At 70.6% G+C, this 20,288-nt stretch carries 18 protein-coding genes; 17 read left to right on the top strand and 1 reads right to left on the bottom strand.

The annotated features are described in order from the left end of the window. Nucleotides 1–41 precede the first annotated feature (41 nt). The 13 genes from DPQ65_RS06565 to DPQ65_RS06630 all read left to right on the top strand — a co-directional run bounded on the left by DPQ65_RS06565 (nucleotide 42) and on the right by DPQ65_RS06630 (nucleotide 13,274). On the top strand, nucleotides 42–638 hold the full coding sequence (locus DPQ65_RS06565; RefSeq protein WP_114906583.1) for an acyltransferase: 597 nt from the start codon (nucleotides 42–44) through the stop codon (nucleotides 636–638). Continuing rightward, the gene (locus tag DPQ65_RS06570) at nucleotides 635–1,759 is read left to right on the top strand and encodes a DegT/DnrJ/EryC1/StrS family aminotransferase (protein ID WP_114906584.1); all 1,125 of its coding nucleotides are present in this window, start codon (nucleotides 635–637) and stop codon (nucleotides 1,757–1,759) included. Before DPQ65_RS06565 ends, DPQ65_RS06570 begins: the two co-directional genes overlap by 4 nt. A 44-nt stretch (nucleotides 1,760–1,803) precedes the next feature. Beyond that, nucleotides 1,804–2,829, top strand: coding sequence for a Gfo/Idh/MocA family protein (locus DPQ65_RS06575; protein WP_114906985.1), 1,026 nt, complete (start codon nucleotides 1,804–1,806; stop codon nucleotides 2,827–2,829). Further along, nucleotides 2,826–4,055, top strand: coding sequence for a glycosyltransferase family 4 protein (locus DPQ65_RS06580; protein WP_114906585.1), 1,230 nt, complete (start codon nucleotides 2,826–2,828; stop codon nucleotides 4,053–4,055). The genes DPQ65_RS06575 and DPQ65_RS06580 overlap by 4 nt, the downstream gene beginning before the upstream one ends. A 60-nt stretch (nucleotides 4,056–4,115) precedes the next feature. Then, nucleotides 4,116–4,952, top strand: a complete 837-nt coding sequence (locus tag DPQ65_RS06585; protein ID WP_114906586.1) for a zinc metalloprotease — start codon at nucleotides 4,116–4,118, stop codon at nucleotides 4,950–4,952. Between the two features lie 53 nt (nucleotides 4,953–5,005). Beyond that, complete coding sequence (locus DPQ65_RS06590) at nucleotides 5,006–5,788, top strand: trans-aconitate 2-methyltransferase (RefSeq protein ID WP_114906587.1); 783 nt, start codon at nucleotides 5,006–5,008, stop codon at nucleotides 5,786–5,788. A gap of 39 nt (nucleotides 5,789–5,827) precedes the next feature. Next, complete coding sequence (locus tag DPQ65_RS06595) at nucleotides 5,828–6,505, top strand: DnaJ family domain-containing protein (RefSeq protein ID WP_238146724.1); 678 nt, start codon at nucleotides 5,828–5,830, stop codon at nucleotides 6,503–6,505. Nucleotides 6,506–6,646: 141 nt separating this feature from the next. Continuing rightward, the gene (locus tag DPQ65_RS06600) at nucleotides 6,647–7,024 is read left to right on the top strand and encodes an SIP domain-containing protein (RefSeq protein ID WP_162802057.1); all 378 of its coding nucleotides are present in this window, start codon (nucleotides 6,647–6,649) and stop codon (nucleotides 7,022–7,024) included. Nucleotides 7,025–7,367: 343 nt separating this feature from the next. Further along, nucleotides 7,368–8,018 carry a hypothetical protein gene (locus DPQ65_RS06610; protein WP_162802058.1) on the top strand — a complete coding sequence of 217 codons (651 nt, stop codon included), beginning with the start codon at nucleotides 7,368–7,370 and terminating at the stop codon, nucleotides 8,016–8,018. A 182-nt stretch (nucleotides 8,019–8,200) separates the two neighbouring features. After that, nucleotides 8,201–10,030 carry an ABC transporter ATP-binding protein gene (locus DPQ65_RS06615; RefSeq protein ID WP_114906591.1) on the top strand — a complete coding sequence of 610 codons (1,830 nt, stop codon included), beginning with the start codon at nucleotides 8,201–8,203 and terminating at the stop codon, nucleotides 10,028–10,030. Continuing rightward, nucleotides 10,023–11,453, top strand: coding sequence for a glycosyltransferase (locus DPQ65_RS06620; protein ID WP_114906592.1), 1,431 nt, complete (start codon nucleotides 10,023–10,025; stop codon nucleotides 11,451–11,453). The genes DPQ65_RS06615 and DPQ65_RS06620 overlap by 8 nt, the downstream gene beginning before the upstream one ends. Continuing rightward, on the top strand, nucleotides 11,453–12,589 hold the full coding sequence (locus DPQ65_RS06625; RefSeq protein ID WP_238146725.1) for a glycosyltransferase family protein: 1,137 nt from the start codon (nucleotides 11,453–11,455) through the stop codon (nucleotides 12,587–12,589). The genes DPQ65_RS06620 and DPQ65_RS06625 overlap by 1 nt, the downstream gene beginning before the upstream one ends. A 313-nt stretch (nucleotides 12,590–12,902) precedes the next feature. Beyond that, a complete protein-coding gene (locus tag DPQ65_RS06630) occupies nucleotides 12,903–13,274 on the top strand; it encodes a hypothetical protein (RefSeq protein ID WP_162802059.1) in 372 nt (123 codons plus the stop codon). 18 nt (nucleotides 13,275–13,292) lie between these two features. Here DPQ65_RS06630 and wecB read toward each other — a convergent pair whose 3' ends face one another. Next, on the bottom strand, nucleotides 13,293–14,348 hold the full coding sequence (gene wecB, locus DPQ65_RS06635; RefSeq protein WP_114906594.1) for a non-hydrolyzing UDP-N-acetylglucosamine 2-epimerase: 1,056 nt from the start codon (nucleotides 14,346–14,348) through the stop codon (nucleotides 13,293–13,295). 194 nt (nucleotides 14,349–14,542) lie between these two features. Between wecB and DPQ65_RS06640 the strand changes: the two genes are divergently transcribed. The 4 genes from DPQ65_RS06640 to DPQ65_RS06655 all read left to right on the top strand — a co-directional run bounded on the left by DPQ65_RS06640 (nucleotide 14,543) and on the right by DPQ65_RS06655 (nucleotide 20,182). Continuing rightward, nucleotides 14,543–15,652 carry a glycosyltransferase family 4 protein gene (locus DPQ65_RS06640; RefSeq protein ID WP_114906595.1) on the top strand — a complete coding sequence of 370 codons (1,110 nt, stop codon included), beginning with the start codon at nucleotides 14,543–14,545 and terminating at the stop codon, nucleotides 15,650–15,652. Then, nucleotides 15,649–16,773 (top strand): glycosyltransferase family protein, encoded by a 1,125-nt coding sequence (locus DPQ65_RS06645; RefSeq protein ID WP_114906596.1) that lies wholly within the window; start codon nucleotides 15,649–15,651, stop codon nucleotides 16,771–16,773. The genes DPQ65_RS06640 and DPQ65_RS06645 overlap by 4 nt, the downstream gene beginning before the upstream one ends. An 83-nt stretch (nucleotides 16,774–16,856) precedes the next feature. Beyond that, complete coding sequence (locus tag DPQ65_RS06650) at nucleotides 16,857–18,191, top strand: nucleotide sugar dehydrogenase (protein WP_114906597.1); 1,335 nt, start codon at nucleotides 16,857–16,859, stop codon at nucleotides 18,189–18,191. After that, nucleotides 18,188–20,182: a DUF6541 family protein gene (locus DPQ65_RS06655; RefSeq protein WP_162802060.1), complete on the top strand. Its 1,995-nt coding sequence runs from the start codon at nucleotides 18,188–18,190 to the stop codon at nucleotides 20,180–20,182. The genes DPQ65_RS06650 and DPQ65_RS06655 overlap by 4 nt, the downstream gene beginning before the upstream one ends. Nucleotides 20,183–20,288 lie beyond the last annotated feature (106 nt).

Genomic DNA, 20,288 nt, shown 5'->3' on the forward strand with positions numbered 1-20,288 from the left:
GCATTGTCTCCCACACCCGACCGAGAACCTGGAGGATGCCGGTGACGACACGCATCGCGGATAGCGCCGACGTGGACGAGCGGGCCACCATCGGTGACGGGAGCTCGGTCTGGCACCTCGCCCAGGTGCGTGAGGAGGCGGTCCTCGGCCAGGGCTGTGTCATCGGTCGGGGTGCCTACATCGGCACCGGCGTGCGACTGGGCGACCACTGCAAGGTGCAGAACTACGCCCTGGTCTACGAGCCGGCCGTGCTCGCCGACGGCGTCTTCATCGGCCCGGCCGTGGTGCTGACCAACGACACCTTCCCGCGAGCCATCAACGCCGACGGCAGCCTGAAGAGCGCCGACGACTGGGACCCGGTCGGGGTCACCATCGGCCGTGGTGCCTCCATCGGCGCGCGAGCAGTGTGCGTGGCTCCGGTGACGATCGGGGCGTGGGCCACTGTGGCGGCCGGGGCCGTCGTCACCCGGGACGTGCCCGACCACGCGCTGGTCGCTGGTGTCCCAGCCCGTCGGATCGGTTGGGTGGGGGAGTCCGGGCACCCGTTGCGCGAGGATGGTGACGGCCGCTGGACCTGCCCGGTGACCAGCACGGCATACGAGCAGAGCGATGACACCCTGCGGAAGGTGGAGCAATGAGCGAACTGGCCATGATCCCGGCGGCCAAGCCGGTCATCGGCGACGAGGAGCGCGAGGCGGTTGACCGGGTGATGCGCTCGGGGATGGTCGCGCAGGGGCCGGAGGTCGCGGCCTTCGAGCAGGAGTTCGCCGAGCAGTTGGTCGGTGGGCGCACCTGTGTCGCGGTCAACTCGGGCACCTCGGGGCTGCACCTCGGCCTGCTCGCGGCGGGGGTCGGTCCCGGCGATGAGGTGATCGTGCCCTCCTTCACCTTCGCGGCCACGGCCAACTCGGTCGCGCTGACCGGTGCGACGCCGGTCTTCGCCGACATCGAGCGCGACACCTTCAACCTGGCTCCGGAGAGCGTGCGCGCGGCGATCACCGACAACACGGCGGCGATTATGCCGGTGCACCTGTACGGTCACCCGGCCGACATGACCACACTGCAGAGCATCGCCGATGAGGCGGGCGTGCAGGTGTTCGAGGACGCCGCCCAGGCGCACGGGGCGCAGTATGCCGGGGCGCCGGTGGGTAGTTTCGGCACCTTCGCGATGTTCAGCCTGTATCCGACCAAGAACATGACCTCGGGGGAGGGCGGCATGGTCTCCTGCGCGGACGAGGAGATGGCCCGCGGGATCCGGTTGCTGCGCAACCAGGGCATGGAGGCGCAGTACGCCAACGAGATCGTCGGGCTGAACAACCGGATGACCGACATCCACGCGGCGATCGGGCGGGTCCAGCTGACCAAGGTCGGTGCGTGGACGGTCCGGCGGCAGGAGAACGCGTCCTGGCTGGACGCCCACCTGGCCGGCGTCGGCGGTGTCGTGGTGCCGCCGGTGCGGGAGGGCTGCACGCACGTCTACCACCAGTACACGATCCGTCTGGACGGGGCCACGGGTGCCGAGCGGGACCGGGTCGTCACCGCGCTGCGCGAGGAGCACCGGGTCGGCTGTGGCGTGTACTACCCGACGCCCAACCACGAGCTGGTCTCGCTGCACCGGTTCGCGCCCGAGCACGAGCTGCCGGAGACGGCGCGGGCCGCGGCCGAGGTGATCAGTCTGCCGGTGCACCCCTCGTTGTCTGGTCAGGACCTGGAGCGGATCGCGGCGGCGGTCTCCGCCGCGGTGCAGGCGGGCGCGTGATGGGCAACGCGACGGGCGGCGCGGCGGGCGAGGAGACGCAGGACATGACCGGTGCCGAGGTGACCAGCGGGGTGATCCCGGAGGGCAGGACCATCCGGATGGGGTTGATCGGGCTCGGGGCGATGGGCCGGCACCATGCCCGGGTGATTCGTGAGGTCGAGGGCATGGAGCTGGTGGCGGTCGCCGATGCCCAGGGCGACAAGCACGGCGTGGCCGGTGGCCTGGAGGTGCAGCCCGACGTCGAGTCACTGATCGCCCAGGGCATCGACGCGGCGATGGTGGCGGTGCCGACCTATCTGCACGAGAGCGTCGGGCTGGCTCTGGCGGAGGCGGGCGTGCACGCGATGATCGAGAAGCCGATCGCCGCGACCTTCGAGGAGGGCGAGCGGGTCGCTGCGGCCTTCGAGTCGGCGGGGCTGGTCGGGTGCGTGGGCTATGTCGAGCGGTGCAACCCCGCGCTGCTGGAGATGCGGCACCGGATCGAGGCCGGTGAGCTGGGCAACGTCTATCAGATCACCACCTCGCGCCAGGGGCCCTTCCCGGCGCGGATCGCCGATGTCGGTGTGGTCAAGGACCTGGCGACCCACGACGTGGACCTGACCTCCTGGATCGCCCAGTCGCCCTATGCGCTGATCAGTGCGCAGGTGACCCATCGCTCGGGTCGGGAGCACGAGGACATGGTGGTGGCCTCCGGCCGGTTGCAGAACGGCACGATCGTCAACCACATCGTCAACTGGCTCTCCCCGCTGAAGGTCCGGGAGACCGTCGCGACGGGGGAGAAGGGGTCCTTCATCGCCAACACCCTCTCCGGGGACCTGACGTTCGTGGCCAACGGGGACGTCCGCTCCGACTGGGACCGGGTCACGGTCTTCCGTGGGGTCTCCGAGGGCGACTCGATCCGCTATGCCATCGCCAAGCGCGAGCCGTTGCGCGTGGAGCAGGAGAACTTCCGGGACCGGCTGTGGGGCAGGGAGTCCGAGTCAGTGAGCATGGCCGAGGGTGTGCACGCGCTCAAGGTCGTCGAGGCGGTGCTCGAGTCCGCTGCGACGGGCACCACCATCACCCTGTGACCGCACGCAGACACCGCGACGCGCGCCACCCGGCGCGGCGGGTCGTGCTCGCCTCCCGGATCTTTGCCCCGGAGGCCGCGGCGGCGACCTTCCGGTTGACCGAGGTCGTGCGCGCTCTGGTCGCCCGCGGGGCGCAGGTGCGGGTGCTGACCAGCGCCCCACCGCCGGGGCAGCAGGCCCGTGACGCGACCGACGTCCCCGGCGCAGCGGTCCGACGGGCACCGGTGCTGCGGGACGCGACCGGCTACGTCCGAGGCTACCTGCCCTACCTGTCCTTCGACGCGCCGCTGGCGGTGCGGCTGCTGACGACCCCGCGCCCCGACGTGATCCTGGTGGAGCCGCCGCCCACGACCGGCGCGGTGGTGCGCGTCGTCAGCGGCATGCGGTCCCTGCTCGGCCGCCGGGTGCCCTATGTCTACTACGCCGCCGACGTGTGGTCCGACGCCTCGGAGTCGGTCGGGGCCCCGCGGGCCGTGGTCGGCCTGCTGCGGTGGGTCGAGCGCTTCGCCCTCCGCGGCGCGCGCGACGTGCTGGCCGTGTCCGAGGGGGTCGCCGAGCGGGTGCGCGAGCTCGGGGCGGACCCGGTCACGGTGGTGCGCAACGGGATCGACACCGAGCTGTTCACCCCGGAGGGCGCGGTGCCCGGTGCTGCCCCGGCCGCCCCCTTCCTGGTGTATGCCGGCACCGCCTCGGAGTGGCAGGGTGCGGAGATCTTCGGTGCGGCGATGCACGAGGTGATCGAGCAGGTGCCCGGGGCCCGGCTGGTCTTCCTGGGGCAGGGCAGCTCCTGGGCCGCCCTGCAGCAGATCGCCGCCGAGCTGCCACCGGGCACGCTCGAGCTGCGTCCGCTGGTGCCGCCCGAGCAGGCGGCCGCCTGGCAGCGGGCCGCCGCAGGGGCACTGGTCTCCATCAGGCCCGGGCTGGGCTACGACTTCGCCTACCCGACCAAGGTCCTGGCTGCGCTGGCGTGCGGCACCCCGGTCGTCTACGCCGGGCCCGGACCGGCCGCCGCCGACCTGCGAGAGCACGGACTCGGCGAGGCGGTGGAGTATGCCGTGGGCCCGGTGGCTGAGGCCATGGTCCGGGTGCTGCGGGCTCACCCGACGCCGGACAGCGAGCGGTCCCGGCGCGCCGGCTGGGTGCTGGAGCACCGGTCCCTGGCCCGGACGGGCTCCGAGGCCGCTGGGGTGGTGCTCTCCACGACCGGCGCGGCCGGTCGTCGCTGAGCCGGACCGCACCGTGGCGAGCGTGGGTCGCTGTCAGGTGCGAGCGGCATACTTGCAGGCATGTTCGGGTCCCGGCGACGCAGGCAGCGCGAGATGGAGCGCCGCCTGCGCGAGCTGGACTGGCTGGACCAGACCTACGGTCTCGGTGCGCTGCCTCCCGCCGCACCGCCGCCGCGGCGGAGTTCACGCCTGTCCGGGGTGATCGCCCTGCTGGTGGTGTCGGGGCTGACGGTCTCCGCGGTCTTCGCGATGCAGCCGCAGATCTTCCCCGACCGGGTGCACGAGCTCCTCGGCACGACCCCCGAGCGGTTGTTGCCGGCCCGGGACATCCCCAGCGGCCCCGGGGAGTTCAGCTTCATGGCGGCCCAGCCGGAGACCGGGGAGCCGGTGGGCTACGACCCGTGCGAGGTGATCGAAGTGGCTATCAACCCCGACGGCGCACCCGACGATCACCGGGAGCTGGTCGAGACCGCGATGCAGCGCACCAGTGACGCGACCGGGTTGCAGTTCGAGCTGGTCGGCACGACGCGGGACCGGGACTTCGAGAACATGAGCATGGACGACCCCGTGCTGGTCATGTGGGCCGACGAGGACGAGGCTCCGGACCTGGCCGAGGACATCGCCGGCGTCGGCGGCAGCTACCGCGTCTCCGGCTATGGCGGCGGCACCCAGCGCTATGTCACCGGCTTCGTGATCCTGGACCGGGACGCCTACGAGGACATGCGCTCCGACGCCATGCGGCAGGCCATCGTCGACCACGAGTTCGGCCACCTGGTGGGTCTGGGCCACGTCGACGACCCGCGGCAGCTGATGCACGAGCACGGTGGGTTCGTCACCGACTACGGCGATGGCGACCTGGCCGGGCTGGCCGAGCTCGGCGCCATCGACTGCTCGTAGGTCCGTCCAAAAACCAGGTGCTGGCACGCCACGCAGGTTGTTTGGATGGAGGCATGACGACTGCGACGTGGGACCCGGGCCAGTATCTCCGCTATGCCGACGAGCGGGGGCGTCCCTTCGTCGACCTGGTCTCGCAGGTCAGCACGGAGGCGCGCACCGTGGTCGACCTCGGGTGCGGTCCTGGTCAGCTGACACCGGTCCTGCGGCAGCGCTGGCCCGAGGCACAGATCAGCGGTCTGGACTCCTCACCGGAGATGATCGCCCGCGCGCAGGAGGCGAACACCGACCCGCTTGCCAGCTATGCCGTCGCCGACGCCGTGCACTGGGCGCCCGACCAGCCGGTGGACGTCCTGGTCTCCAACGCGATGCTGCAGTGGGTCCCGGGGCACGCGGACCTGCTGGTGCCCTGGTCCGAGCACATCGCACCCGGCGGGACCCTGGCGTTCCAGCTGCCGGGCAACTTCGGTGCCCCGAGCCACCGGCTCCTGTGGGAGATCGCGGGACGGTCGGCATACGAGCCCTTCACCGCCGACCTGGGCCCCCGGGCCGCGGCGCTCGACCCGGCCGACTACCTGGCCCTGCTCTCCCGGCCCGGCTGGCAGGTCGACGCCTGGGAGACGACCTACCTGCACGTGCTGCCGGGGGAGGACCCGGTGTTCGAGTGGATCTCCGGCACCGGTGCCCGGCCGGTGCTGCAGGCGCTGCCCGACGACGTGCGACCGCAGTTCGAGGCGGACTACAAGGCCGCCCTGCGCGAGGCCTATCCGCGGCAGGAGGTGGGCACGGTGCTGCCGTTCCGGCGAATCTTCGTGGCGGCCCGCCGCACCGGTTTGTAGAATGAGGCGTCCCACCGGGTGAGCAGGGAGATGGGACCGATGAGTATGCCGAGCAACGAGAGCGCCGCCCAGGGCGAGGGCGGCGGGGCGGAGGTCGTGCCGGGCCGCCTCGAGTCGGCGGCCGAGGCGGAGGAGAACCTGCGCCGGGCCGCCGCGAAGCAGGCCCGGCCCCGGATGAACCTCCAGCAGATCCACTCCTGGGTGGATGTGGAGATCGAACAGGCCCAGCGGCGAGGCGACTTCGACAACCTCCCGGGCGCCGGCAAGCCGTTGAAGAACCTGGACCAGGATGACCCCGACTGGTGGGTGAAGGGGCTGATCGAGCGGGAGAAGCTCGACATGAGTTCGGCGCTGCCGACCGTGATGGCTCTGCGGCAGGAGCGCCGGGGGTTCCCGGAGTCGCTCGCGGGGATCTCCGACGAGGTTGCCGTGCGCGAGCGGCTGGAGGACTACAACGCCCGGGTGCTGGCGGACCGGCGCAAGCCCGTGATGGGTCCCACCTCGCCTGCCGTCGCCGGGCGCGTGGACGTCGAGGACATGGTGGAGCAGTGGCGAGGGCTTCGAGCGGACCGGGAGCGGCGTCTCACGGACGAGATGCCGACCGCCGAGTTCGCCGAGGCGCCCGCTCCCGAGGCCCCGGGCTCAGGCGCTCCGGCGAGGTGGATGTGGGTCGTCCTGCTGATGGTCGTGGCCGTGCTGCTCTGGGTCGTGCTCTGAGCTCTGACAGTCCTCGCGGTGGGATCGCTGACCCGGCACGGCAGCGATGGATGCGAGCCTCTGGCATCTCGGCCGGCAACGCAGTAAGGTAAGGCTCACCTAATCCATCAGCGACTGCGTGGGGGTTTCGCCATCGACGCCGTGCATCTGTTCGTCTCCGACGACGCCGACCTGCCCGACCTGCGGGACGCCCTGGCGGGTCTGCCGCAGGACGCCTACGGTCAGGCCTTCGTCGAGACCGTCAGCCCGGAGGTGGAGGAGTTGCAGCGGCCAGCCGGGGTGTCGGTGACCTGGCTGGTGCGCGATCTGGCCGACCGTTCGCGGCCCATGGGTTCCTACGCTGCCGTGGCGTCCGGCGCCTGGGCCGCGGAGTGGATGGTCGCCGCGCCGCACCCATCGCAGCGCACCCTGGTGTGGGTCGGCACGTCGATCCGAGCCACCGTGCACGTGCTGATGGCCCAGAACGGGTGCCCGTGCCTGCACCAGGAGCATGAGCATCGGCATGCGGACGACGGTTGAGCTCGATGATCGTGTGCTTGCGGCTGCACGCAGTCGGGCGCGCACGCGTCGCATTACCCTTGGTCAGGCGATCTCGGAGTTGGCGCTCAAGCGACATGAGATGGAGGAGGCCGCAGCCGTGTGGCCAGGAGACGGGGACTTCCCGAGGCTGCCCCGTGTAGAGGGTCATGTGATCACTGACGAGATGGTCGAGCGCGCCTTCACCTAGCAGCCTGCAAACGCGTGGTGACTTCGTCACCTGCACCCATGGGCGTGGTGGTAGCGTCACCCGCCAGAAGGGGCTCCACCGCCAGAAGGGGCTCCACCGCCAGAAGGGGCTCCACCACGGGGAAGGGGTCACATCATGAAACGGCTCTTGGCTCGCTTGGTTGCGGCAGCCACCTATGAACACGGGGTCCAAAAGGTCGGTGCGCGAGCCACCCATGTTTGTGTTGCGCTCGGGGTGAGCGGTGCCATCCTTGCCGGTTGTTCCGGCGAGGACTCCTCCACTGCGGAGCAGAGCCTCTCGCCTGAAATTTATGCGGCGTATCTGGAGCAGATCTCAAACATGTACGAGGTCGCAGATCCCCCGTCGGTCGATATCGTCCGGGTGGTCAATCCCGATGAACAGCTTGACCTTATCGCTGGGTGCATGCAAGAAGAGGGGTGGCCTGCGACAGCAGTCAAGGACGGCGGTTTGCAGTATCAGAACATCCCTGAGCAGAAGTCAGCCATAAACGAGTCGTTCTATGCCTGCTTTGCTCAGTATCCTCTTGCCGAGGAGTTCTTGGCAGTCGGCCCAGATCATTATGAAGAGTTGTATGACTACTTCGTGAATGAGGTGAAGCCGTGTCTTGAGGGTCAAGGTATTGCGATCAGTGACCCGCCCAGTTTTGAGTCTTGGCTTGCCGTCGCTGAACAAGACGAAGGGAAGCATTGGGATCCGACGGTTGAAATACCTGACAGCGCTGACTTCCAGGCGCTTCAGGAGATCTGTCCACAAAACCCTCCGTGACGGTGTGCTTCGCTCGGCCGACTTCCCATCACGGAAGGGTCGACCTCATCGTCTACGGCCTGACGAGATCTGACCTGACGGATCCTGTGGCCCTCGCCGATTAGGCTGGGGGCGGCGCCCGGGACGGACCCGCCGGCCCAGGGCCCACGGCATACGGCTGATCGACTGACGAGAGGGAGCGGATGCTCGCCCTGTTCCGCACGGTGCGCGACCTGCTCGCTGTGCTCCCGGAGGGCACCCGACGCTTCTTCCTCGTCTTTGCCGTGCTGCAGAGCCTGCTCGCCATGCTCGACGTCGGTGCGATCGGGCTGCTGGCCATCGTGCTCGCCCCGATGTTGGCGGAAGGCACCGCGACGATCCCCGTGATCGGCGTCGAGCTCACCGAGCCCCGCGAGTTCGCCATCGTGCTGCTGCTGGTGGGTGCCCTGATCGTCAGCAAGTCGGTCTTCGCCATCGGGCTGCAGTGGTGGGCCACCCGCCGGTTCGCCCGGTTCGAGCAGACCCTTGGCGCGCAACTGCTCGAGGCGACCTTCCGGGCCCCCTGGACCGAGCGGCTGCAGCGCAACTCCACGGACATCGCGCGCTCGACCGACGTCGGCGTGGGGGCCACCGTGTCCGGCGTGCTGATCCCCTTCGCCCAGCTCTCCGGTGAGACCTTCACCTTCCTGGCCGTGATGATCGTGCTGGTCGTGGCGCAGCCGGTCCTGGCGCTCGCGGTCATCGTCTACTTCGGGTTGGTCGCCCTGCTGCTGTTCTCTGTGGTGCACAAGCGTGCCGTCAAGGCCGGGATGGACAACCGGGAGTCCTCCCGCCGGGCAGTGCGCCTGGTGAGCGAGATGGTGCACTCCCTCAAGGAGATCACGCTGCGGGACAAGTCCGATGAGGTCGCCGAGATCGTCCTGCGGGTGCGCAGCCGTGCCTCGCGGGCGCGGGCCAACCAGAGCTTCCTGGGGGTGATCCCGCGCTATGTCCTGGAGGCCGGGCTCGTCGGGGGCCTGGTCATCGGCGCGGTGATCGGCTACCTCCAGGCCCAGGCCACCGGGGACACCGACCCGGTGGCCGGTGCGCTCGCAGCCGTCGCGCTCTTCGGCGTCGCCGGCTTCCGACTGGTGCCCTCCCTCACCCGCTTCCAGACCATCATGGGGCAGACCGGAGCCAACATGCCCTACGCCCACGAGGTCATGGAGGAGATCGATCGCGGCCGACGCAACGCCGACGCGGCCGAGCACACCGGGCACGAACCACTGCCCGACGACGCCCGCACCCTGCGGGTGGAGCAGATCTCCTTCACCTATCCCGCGGCCGAGACACCCGCCGTGCGGGACGTGAGCCTGACCCTGCCGTTCGGTCAGACGCTGGCCCTGGTCGGTGCCTCCGGGTCCGGGAAGTCCACCCTCGTGGACCTGATCCTCGGGCTGCTGGAGCCGCAGAGCGGTCGGATCATGGTGGATGACTACCCCCTCACCGACGTGATGCGCGACTGGCGGTTGCGGGTCGGCTACGTGCCGCAGGAGGTGTCCCTCTTCGACTCCTCGGTGGCCCGCAACGTGGCGCTGAGCTGGAAGGACGAGGAGGTCGACGAGGACCGGGTGAGGCGGGCGCTGGCCCGTGCCCAGCTGCTCGAGGTGATCGAGGCACGCCCCGGCGGCATCCACGGCACGGTGGGGGAGCGCGGTCTCAGCCTCTCCGGCGGGCAGCGGCAGCGTCTCGGGGTGGCCCGGGCTCTCTACAACGACCCCCTCGTGCTGGTCATGGACGAGGCCACCTCCGCCCTGGACACCTCGACCGAGGCCGCGGTGACCAGCGCGATCCGGGAGCTGCAGGGGCAGGTCTCGGTCATCGTCGTGGCGCACCGGCTGGCCACCATCCGCCACAGCGACCAGGTGTGCTTCATGCGCGACGGTCAGATCCTGGCCTCCGGCACCTTCGACGAGGTCGTCGCTGCCGAGCCGGACTTCGCCGCCCAGGCAGCCCTGGCCGGCCTGACCAACCAGGAGGAGACCCGTGACTGACCTGCCCACGGTCGACGGTCGGGCGCCCCGCGTCGCGCTGCTGGTCTACAACGACGCACACGCCGATGCCCGGGTGCTCAAGACGGCCGCCTCCCTGCGCTCGGCCGGGGCGCAGGTGCGCATCTTCGCGGTCGCACGGGCCAGGGCGGGGTATGCCGAGGGCCCGGACAGCGTCGGCGACGCCATCCCCGTGCACCGGGCTCCGGAGTTCGAGCTGGTGCGCTATGCCCCGTGGGCGGTGAAGATCGCCCGTCGACTCCTGGGGCGTCAGGTCGCCCTGGAGCCCGAGGTCGCGACGACGCAACCCCCGGTCGCACCAGAGCCGGACCCACAGCCCCCCGCTGCGCGGTCACAGTCGACCCCACCCCCCGAGGCAGTCGTGCAGATCCCGACGCTGCCGGCCCGGCCGTCGGCGCGGGACCGGGTCCTGGTCGCGGCCAACGACCTGTGGCTGCGCGCGTTTCGCACCGCCAGCCTGGGGCTCTACTGGGCGGTGGCCGCGCGGGAGGCCGTGGCCTGGGGGCCGGACGTGGTCCATGCCAACGACGGCAACACCCTGGCGCCCGCCTCCTGGATCGCTGCGCGGTCCGGCGCCCGGGTCATCTACGACGCCCACGAGCTGTGGCGGCACCGCAATGTCCGGCCGGATCGTCCCGTTGCTCCGCTGGTGGAGGGGCTGATCGAGTCCGCCGTCATCCGGCGCGCCGACGGCGTCATCACGGTGAGCCCCTCGATCGTCACCTGGCTGCAGGACATGTATGACCTGCCCGAGGCGCCGACGCTGGTGCGCAACATCCCCAGCGGCGCCGGCGGGCCGGTCGATCCCAGCCATGGCCGGTTGCGCGAGCTGGCGGGACTGGGGCCCCAGGACCAGGTGGTCGCCTACGGCGGGCGCATCACGACCTCGCGGGGGATCGAGGAGACGCTCGAGGCGATGGCGCTGCTCCCAGGCACCGTGCACTTCGTGCTGCTCGGCTACGGCGAGCCCGACTACCTGGCGGTCCTGCACCGGCAGATCGACGCGCTCGGGCTGCACGACCGGGTGCACTTCGTCGGCAAGGTCCCGCCGGCCGAGGTCGCCACGGCCCTGGCCGACGCCGACCTGTCCGTGGTCTACGTGCGACCGGTCTGCCTGTCCTATCGGTTCAGCCTGCCCAACAAGCTGTTCGAGTCGATCCACGGTGGGCTCCCGATCGCCGCCGCCGACCTGCCCGACACGGCCGCCCTGGTGCGTGAGCACGGGGTGGGAGAGATCTTCGACGCGCAGAGCTCGCAGGACATGGCCGACACGATCAGCACGATCCTGGCCGACCCGGAGCACTACCGCGCCGCTGCCCGCCGGGCCGCGACAACACTCACCTGGGAGCACGAGGAGTCCGAGCTGCTGGCCCTCTATGCGCGGGTCCTCGGTCGGAGGCGCTGATGATCCAGCGTCCCAGCCTGCTGATCATCAGCCTGAGCACCCTGGTCGCCGACGCCCGGGTGCTCCGGCAGATCCGGCTGTTCGCCGACCGCTACGCCGTGACCACCGTCGGCTACGGGCCGGCCCCCGACGGGGTGGTCGACCACGTCCAGGTCCCCGACGAGATCATCTCCTGGCACAAGGACCGCCGGTTGCTCATCCTGCGCCGTTACCAGGCGGCATACGACACGGCGCCGGTGATCCGGCACCTGACCCCCCGCCTCGAGCCCGGCCGGTGGGACGTGGTCCTGGCCAACGACGTCGACGCTGTGCCGCTCGCCGTGACCCTGCGACCACGGGGTGGGGTGCACGCCGACCTGCACGAGTACGCCTCCCGCCAGAACGAGGAGTCCCGCCGCTGGCGATGGTTCGTGGCACCGTTCCGGCGCTGGCTGGTGCGCACCTGGGTGACCCGGGCCGACTCGGTCACCACGGTGGGGTCCATCCTGGCGGAGGAGTACCGGCGGGAGTTCGGCCTCCAGGCCGGAGTGGTCCCCAACGCCGCGCCGTATGCCGATCGCTCACCGACCCCGGTCGGCGACCCGCTCCGCCTGGTCCACTCCGGGGCGGCCCGTCGCAACCGCAGCCTCGGGGTGATGCTCGACGCGGTCCGGCTCACCGAGCGTCCCGTCACGCTGGATCTCTACCTGGTGCCCAACGACCCGGCCTACCTGGCCGAGCTCCAGCAGGAGGCCGCCGACCTGCCGCAGGTGCGGTTCAACGACCCGGTGACACCGGACGAGCTGGTGGCGCGGCTCGGTGCCTGCGACGTCGGGGTCTTCGTGCTGCCGCCGCTGACCTTCAACTACCTCAACACCCTGCCCAACAAGTTCTTCGACTTCGTCCAGGCCCGACTGGGGATCGTCGTGGGACCCAGTCCCGAGATGGCGGGCCTGGTCCGCGAGCACGGGCTCGGGGTGGTGACTCCCGACTTCACGGCCGAGGGGCTCGCGCAGGCGCTCGATGCCCTCACGCCGGAGTCCGTGGCGAGCTACAAGGAGGCCAGCCACGCCGTTGCGCGCGAGCTCTCGGCGGAGGAGCAGATCAAGGGCTGGGCCGCCGCCGTGGACGCGCTCAACACACGGGCACGCCGCTGACGAGAGGCTCAGATCCATGGTCGTGGCTGAGCGCACCTGCGACCATTGAAGTCCGCTCTGGGTTATGGCACCGTGAAAGGCACCCACCGGCAATGGGGCTGGTGTGGAATGGCGGAGGGTGATTCTGGGACTTATGGCTCCTGCACACAGGTGTGATTTCTGGGTAAAAGTGGTTACGTCGATCCTCGTTCTTGGCGTTACGGCGGGATGTGGGACCTCATCCAGCACGGATGACGCTTCGACCTCGACTCGGTTCGACCGGCAGGCTTATGCGGAGAAAGCGCACGCCTTCCAGAAGGCTGAGGCGGAGTGCTTGACCGACTTGGGCTACCCGGCCTCCGTGCAGCCCGAGGATCGCGGTCTAACTCCGCTCAAGGTCGAGCATCATGGCCGGATCCAGGAGATGAGGAAAGCCCGCGAGACCTGCGCAGAGCGGCTAGGGGGGAGGCCTACGGCACCGCCACCTGGTGCGGACGAACTCAGCAAGTTCTATGACCTTGAGATCGAGGCCTATGAGTGCCTAGTTGCGCATGGCTACACCCCGGAGCTGCCGCCGAGTCGCGAAACGTATGTCAGCTCCTACTTTGCCGAGGCAGGTGGGCCCTGGTCCGCGCACCGCGTCGATGGAAAGTTCCTTCCCGTGACGGAGTGTCCAGAAGCACGCCCGGAGGACATCGAGTGGTGACCAAGTTGGCCGCTTCCGTCAGTCGCTGAGAGCGTCGAGCACCGCTGCCGCGGCGTGCCCTGTCCCGTAGGGTGCGTCCTCGGTCGGCTCGGGCGCCGGACGGCTCGCGGCGGTCGCCACGGCCGGGCCGGGCTCGACCAGCACGTTCCAGCCCAGCTCGACCGTCTCCACCCACTCGGTCTCGGTGCGCACCGTCGTGCACGGGGTCCGCAGCACGAACGCCTCCTTCTGTAGGCCCCCGGAGTCGGTGATGACCCCGCGAGCAGCATCGACCGCGGCCACCAGGTCCGGATAGGCCAGCGGGTCCCGTGTCGTCAGCGAGCCGCCGTCGAGGTCCAGGCCCTGCTCGGCCGCCTTGACGCGGAGCCGCGGGTGGGCCAGCAGGACCACGGGATGGTCCACATCCTGCAGCGCGGCGATGATGGCCGACAGGCGTGCGGGTTCGTCCGTGTTCTCCGCCCGGTGGATCGTGGCCACGGAGAACCCACCAGATGTCAGGCTGAGCCGCTCCAGCAGCGCGCCGGTGTCGGCCAGGCGCTCGCGGACCAGCATCAGCACATCGACCATGACGTCCCCGACCAGCACGGAGCGTTCAGCCAACCCCTCGGAGGCGAGGTGCTCCATCGCCACCAGCGTCGGTGCGAGCAGCAGGTCGGCCGCGTGATCGGTCAGCACCCGGTTGTGCTCCTCGGGCATGCGGCGGTTGAACGAGCGCAGCCCGGCCTCCAGGTGCGCGACCGGCAGGTGCAGCTTCACAGCGGACAGTGCCCCGGCCAGCGTGGAGTTGGTGTCGCCGTAGACCAGCACCCAGTCCGGCCGGTGCTCGTCGAGCACCGCGTCCATCGCGCCGAGAATTGCGCCGGTCTGCTGCCCGTGCGTGCCGGACCCCACGCCCAGGTGCACGTCCGGGTCCGGGATGCCCAGGTCGCTGAAGAAGACGTCGGACAGCATCGGGTCGTAGTGCTGCCCGGTGTGCACGATCACGTGCTCCACCCCGCGTCGCCGGCACTCGTCGGCCACGGGTGCGAGCTTGACGAACTGCGGGCGGGCACCGACGACACTGAGGATCTTCACGACGCCCACCCTACGGTTGGCCCGGACCGGCGGTGCCCGTTCGCCACCCGGTGCGCTCGGTGGGGTGGATTCACACCACGCGGTGCGCTCGGTGGGGTGGATTCTCACCACGCGGTGCGCTCGGTGGGGTGGATTCTCGCCACGCGGTGCGCTCGGTGGGGGAGGGGTGCGGCGGGCCGGATAGTTTGGACGCCATGCGCATCCTCGCCGTCACCACCTGGCTCCCGACGCCGGGCAGCCCGTCCACCGGCGCCTTCGTGGTCCGGGACGCGCAGGCCATCGCCGGGTTGGGCCACGACGTGCGCCTGGTGCACCTGGTCCCACCGGCGCAGTATGCCGAGGGCCTGGTCGAACGGGACACGATCGGGGGTCTCCCGGTCACCCGGGTGCCGATGGGCACCAACGACCCGCTGCAGATCGCGCGGGCGGGCCGGGAACTGCGGGGGATGGCGCAGCACGCCGACCTGGTGCACACGATGGCCTTCTCCAGCCTGCTGCCACTGGCAGTCCGGCGGCCCGGTGCGCCCTGGGTGCACACCGAGCACTGGTCCGGCCTGACTGCCCCGCAGACGCTGCCGGCCTCGTGGCAGCGGATGCTCCCCGTGCTCAAGCGCCTGCTCGCCCGGCCGGACGTGGCCACGGCGGTCTGCGACTACCTGGCCGCGCCGATCCGGGAGGTGCGCGGACCCAAGCTCACCACCGTCGTGCCGTGCATCGTCCCGGTCCCCGACCCGGTGCCGGCCCGCTCCGCCGACGACAGCAGGTTGCGCCTGGTCTCGGTCGGCGGTCTGATCGAGCGCAAGGACCCGCTGCTGGCGGTCGACGTCGTCACCGAGCTGCTGCTCCGCGGCCACGACGTCAGGCTCACCCTCGTCGGCCAGGGACCCCTGGAGGAGCAGGTCCGGGAGCGGGCCCGGGCCCTGGACATCTCCGACCGGGTCCGCCTCACCGGCCCCCTGGACCGCGATGGTGTGCTCGACCAGCTCTCCCGTGCGCACCTGTTCCTCGGGCCCACCCGCGGCGACAACTTCTTCGTCTCCTGCGCCGAGGCCCTCGTGGCCGGCCGCCCGGTCGTGGTCGGCTCGACCGGGGGGCAGGGGGAGTACATCGACCCGTCCGTCGGGCAGACCGTCCCCACCCAGTCCGCCAGGGCCTACGCGGACGCGGTCGAGTCGGTCCTGGAGCGCACCAAGGGGCTCACCGCCCAGCAGATCTCCGACACCGTCGGCCAGCGCTTCTCGGTGGCGTCGGTCGCCGCCGGCTACCAGGACGCCTACGACCGGGCGGGGCACGGGCGCCGATGAGCACCATGGTCTTCCACGCCCCCTACCCGTTGGGGGAGCGTGCCGGCTCGGGGTCCGGTGTCCGACCGGTCCGGATGCGTGAGGCGTTCGAGACGATCGGCTGCGAGGTCATCGAGGTCACCGGCTGGGGGCGTGAGCGGGTCCAGGCTGTCCGTGACCTGTCCCGGCGCCTGGCCGAGGGGCTGCACGTCGACTTCGCCTACGGCGAGAACTCCACGATGCCGACCCTGCTCACCCAGCCGCACCACCTGCCGACCCACCCGGTCGTCGACCTGCGGCTGCTGCGGCTGCTGCACCGCCACCGGGTGCCGACCAGCATCTTCTACCGCGACATCTACTGGGCCTTCCCGGAGTACACCGAGCGGGTCCACCCGGTCATCGCCGCGGGGACCCGCACCCTCTACCACGCCGAGCTGCGCGCCTACCGGCGCTGGCTGGACCGGGTCTACCTGCCGTCGCTGCAGATCGCCGACTACGTGCCCCACCTGCACGAGGAGCAGGTCGCCGCGCTGCCACCCGGGGGCCGGATCGTCGACGCGCAGGCCAGCCCCGGCGGGGCCACTTCCGATGAGCTCACCGTGCTCTACGTCGGCAACCTCAGCACCTACTACCGGATGACCGAGATGGTCGGCGCGGTCGCGGACACCCCGGGCGTGCGGATGATCCTGTGCACCCCCGAGGAGGCCTGGGCCGCGGTGCGCCAGGACTATGAGCCCTTCCTCGAGGGCGGGGTCGAGGTGGTGCACCGGCACGGGGACGGCCTGCTGGAGCTCTTCGGCCGGGCCGACCTCTGCTCGCTGATGGTGGAGCCGTCCGAGTACCGCGACTTCGCCGCGCCCGTGAAGCTCTACGAGTACCTCGGCCACGGCAAGCCGGTGCTGGCCAGCGCCCGGACCCTGGCCGGGCAGACCATCGCCCAGCAGGACCTCGGCTGGGAGGTGCCCTACGAGCGGGAGGCGCTGGTCGGCATACTCACGCGGCTGCGTGACCACCCCCACGAGGTGCGTGCGGCCACGGACCGGGTCCAGGCCACGCGACCGGAGCACACCTGGGCGGCGCGCGCCGAGACGGTCCGCGACGACCTGGCCGGGTTGGACCGCCGGGCACCCGGCAGCGCCTAAACTCGGTCGCGGGGGCCACCCCCGGAACCCCGGCGCTGACCAGCGCGTTGGACCGCCCGACCGTTGTCGACCACAGGAGAGCCATGAAGATCGCCGTCGTCGCCCTGGGCAAGATCGGGCTGCCGCTAGCGGTGCAGTTCGCCGACGCCGATCCCTCGCACGAGGTCGTGGGGGTGGACGTCAACCAACGCGTGGTCGACCTGGTCAACCAGGGGACGGAGCCGTTCCCGGGTGAGGCGCACCTGGCCGAGAAGCTCGCCGAGCTCGTCCCGGCAGGGCGCCTGCGCGCCACCACGGAGTATGCCGACGCGATCCCGGGTGCGGACGCGGTGGTTCTCGTCGTCCCCCTGTTCGTCGACGAGGCGACCGGTCAGCCCGACTTCGGCTGGATGGACGAGGCGACGAACAGCCTGGCGCAGCACCTGACACCGGGCACACTGATCTCCTACGAGACGACCCTGCCGGTCGGGACCACGCGCGACCGGTGGAAGCCGATGATCGAGGAGATCTCGGGCCTCACCGAGGGCACCGACCAGGGCTTCCACCTGGTCTTCAGCCCCGAGCGGGTGCTCACCGGCCGGGTCTTCCAGGACCTGCGCCGCTATCCCAAACTGGTCGGTGGGCTGACCGTGGCCGGCACCGAGCGTGCGGTGGAGTTCTACGAGGCGGTCCTGTCCTTCGACGAGCGCGCGGACCTGCCGCGCCCGAACGGCGTGTGGGACATGGGTTCTGCCGAGGCGGCCGAGATGGCCAAGCTCGCCGAGACGACCTACCGCGACGTCAACATCGGGCTGGCCAACCAGTTCGCCCGCTATGCCGACACCGTCGGCATCGACGTGCAGCGGGTCATCGAGGCCTGCAACTCCCAGCCGTTCAGCCACATCCACCAGCCCGGCATCGCGGTCGGTGGGCACTGCATCCCGGTCTATCCCCGGCTCTACCTGTCGACCGACCCCGACGCCACGGTGGTCAGCAACGCCCGCGCGGCCAACGCCGCGATGCCGGAGTATGCCGTGGCCCGCGCCGAGTCCCTGCTGGGCTCACTGTCGGGCATGCGGGTCGTGGTGCTGGGTGCGTCCTACCGCGGCAAGGTCAAGGAGACTGCCTTCTCCGGCGTGTTCGGCACCGTCGACGCCCTGCGGGAGCGCGGCGCGCAGGTGCTCGTGCACGACCCGATGTTCTCCGACGAGGAGCTCAGCGCGCTGGGCTGGCAGCCGTACCGGTGGAGCGCCGGTCAGCCCGGCGAGCCGGTCGACGTGGCCATCGTGCAGGCCGACCACCCCGAGTATGCCGAGCTCACCGCGGCCGACCTGCCGGGCCTGAAGCTGATGCTGGACGGGCGCCGCATCACCGACCCCGCCGCGTTCACCGGGGTGCCCCGGCTGACCATCGGCGGCGGTGAACCGGTCACCGGATGAGTTGGTGGGGGGTGCTCCCCGGCATCGCGGCGCTCGCGGTGCTCTGGGTCGTGCCGGGCTATCTGTTCCTGCGTGCCCTCGGGGTGCGCGGGCTCCTGGCGCTGGGCGCCGGCGGCGGCGTGACCTCCGGTCTGGCCGGGGTGCTGGCGATCGGCTACGACAAGGTCGGGATCACCTGGAGCCTGCTGACCTTCCTCATCGGCTGTGTGGTCTCCATCCTGGTGTCGCTCGTCGTGGGTCGCCTCCTCGGCACCAATCGTGCGCGGGCCGGCGACACCGTCGCGGGCATGCGCCGGCTGGGCCGCAGTGAGCGGGGCTGGCTCGCGGCCACCGGGCTGGTCGGGGGCGGGGTCCTGGCGCTGGCCATGATGACCGGTATGCAGCGGGCGGACATGCCGCTGCAGGTCTGGGACGCGGTCTATCACCTCAACGCCCTGTGGTTCATCCAGGACACCGGCAACGCCTCCAGCCTGGGGTCCCTGGCGCCGATGTATGCCGACGTGGCGACGCCCTACTACCCGACCGTCTGGCACTCGATCGTGGCCATCGCCCCCGGCTTCGACAACGTGACGCAGGCCGCCAACGCGTCCTCGATCGTGCTCGGCACGGCGGTCTGGATGACCTCACTCGTGGCACTGTCCCGTGTCGTCTGGCCGGCCCGTGCCCTGCCGGTCGTGCTGACTCCGATCATCGCCGCGACGTTCGTGACCTTCCCGGCGATCTCGGTCTCCATGCTGGGAGTGTGGCCGTTCGCGGTGAGCGTGGCGTGCCTGCCTGGCGCGCTGGCCCTGATGATCGCCGCCCTGCGCGGCAACCAGACGTGGCGGATCCACCTGGCCCACGCCATGGGGTTCGCCGCCGCGGCCTCGGGCGTCGTCCTGGCCCATGGGTCGGGCCTGTTCTCCCTGGTCCTGCTTGCGGCCCCGCTGCTCGCTGTGCTGCTGTTCCGCCAGGGCCGCCGTTGCTGGCGGCGGGGGCACCAGGTCCCCGTGGGGGTGACCGGCGTCCTGCTGGCCGTCGCCGTGGTCGTCGGCACCGTCGTCCTGGTCAACTTCCAACCGGTGCAGGCGATCCTGGGTTACGAGCGCGGCGGCCAGGAGAGCTACTGGCCCGGCATCGGCAGCCTGCTGATCGACCACCCGCTGATCTACGTCTACGAGATCAAGTCGGTGAACCTGGTGATCACCGCCATGGCCTTCATCGGCATCTATCTGACAATCACCCGAAAACACGCACGATGGCTGGTCGTCGCGCTGGTGGCCGCCGCCGTGCTGACCCTGCTCGCCGCGGGGCCGCCGGAGAACGTCCTGCGGCCGTTGGCGGGTTTCTGGTACACCCAGGCCTCCCGGATCAACCAGCTCTTCGTGATCCCGATGATCGTGCTGGCCGCCGGCGGACTGGCCTGGACCTGTCGCAAGGTGGCCGACCGTGGGCGGATGCCCATCACCGGCACCACCATCGTCGTGCTCATCGGGGTCGCCCTCGCCACCTTCGGGTTGCGCTGGCCCTCCCAGGTCGAGGTGATGTCCTCGGTCTACAGCAACTGGCCGATCGCCTGGGGCACGATGATCGACTCCGAGGACGAACTGGCGATGATCGACCGCGCCGACGAGGTGCTGCCCGATGACGCGGTCGTGCTGGGCAATCCGGTTGACGGCTCCTCCTACCTGCTCGCGCGCAGCGACGTCGAGGTCGTCTACCCGCAACTGACACCGATCGCAGGGTCCCCGGAGCGAGCGCTGCTGGCCAGCGAGTTCAACCGCTGGTTCCTCGAGCCGGAGGTGTGCCGGGCGGTGCGTGACCTCGGAATCACCCACGTGTACACCGACGACCTCACCTTCGAGGAGGGCGCCAAGTGGGAGGAGACCACTCAGGGGCTGATGTACGTCGACACCAGCCGCGACGGGTTCGAGCTGGTGGACGAAGGCGGTCAGGCCTCCCTGTGGCGCTTCACCGGCTGTGACGACCGCGAGTCGTCGGCCGGCTCCTGAAGTCCGAGCCGGCGAGCGCTCGCGGGCCGAGGGTGCGGTTGAGGTCGGCCCTGGCGTTGCGTAGCGTGAGGCCTCCTGTGCCCGCGCCCGGGTGCGAACTCACCGT

Source organism: Ornithinimicrobium murale (genome assembly GCF_003352835.1).
GTDB classification, from domain to species: domain Bacteria; phylum Actinomycetota; class Actinomycetes; order Actinomycetales; family Dermatophilaceae; genus Ornithinicoccus; species Ornithinicoccus muralis.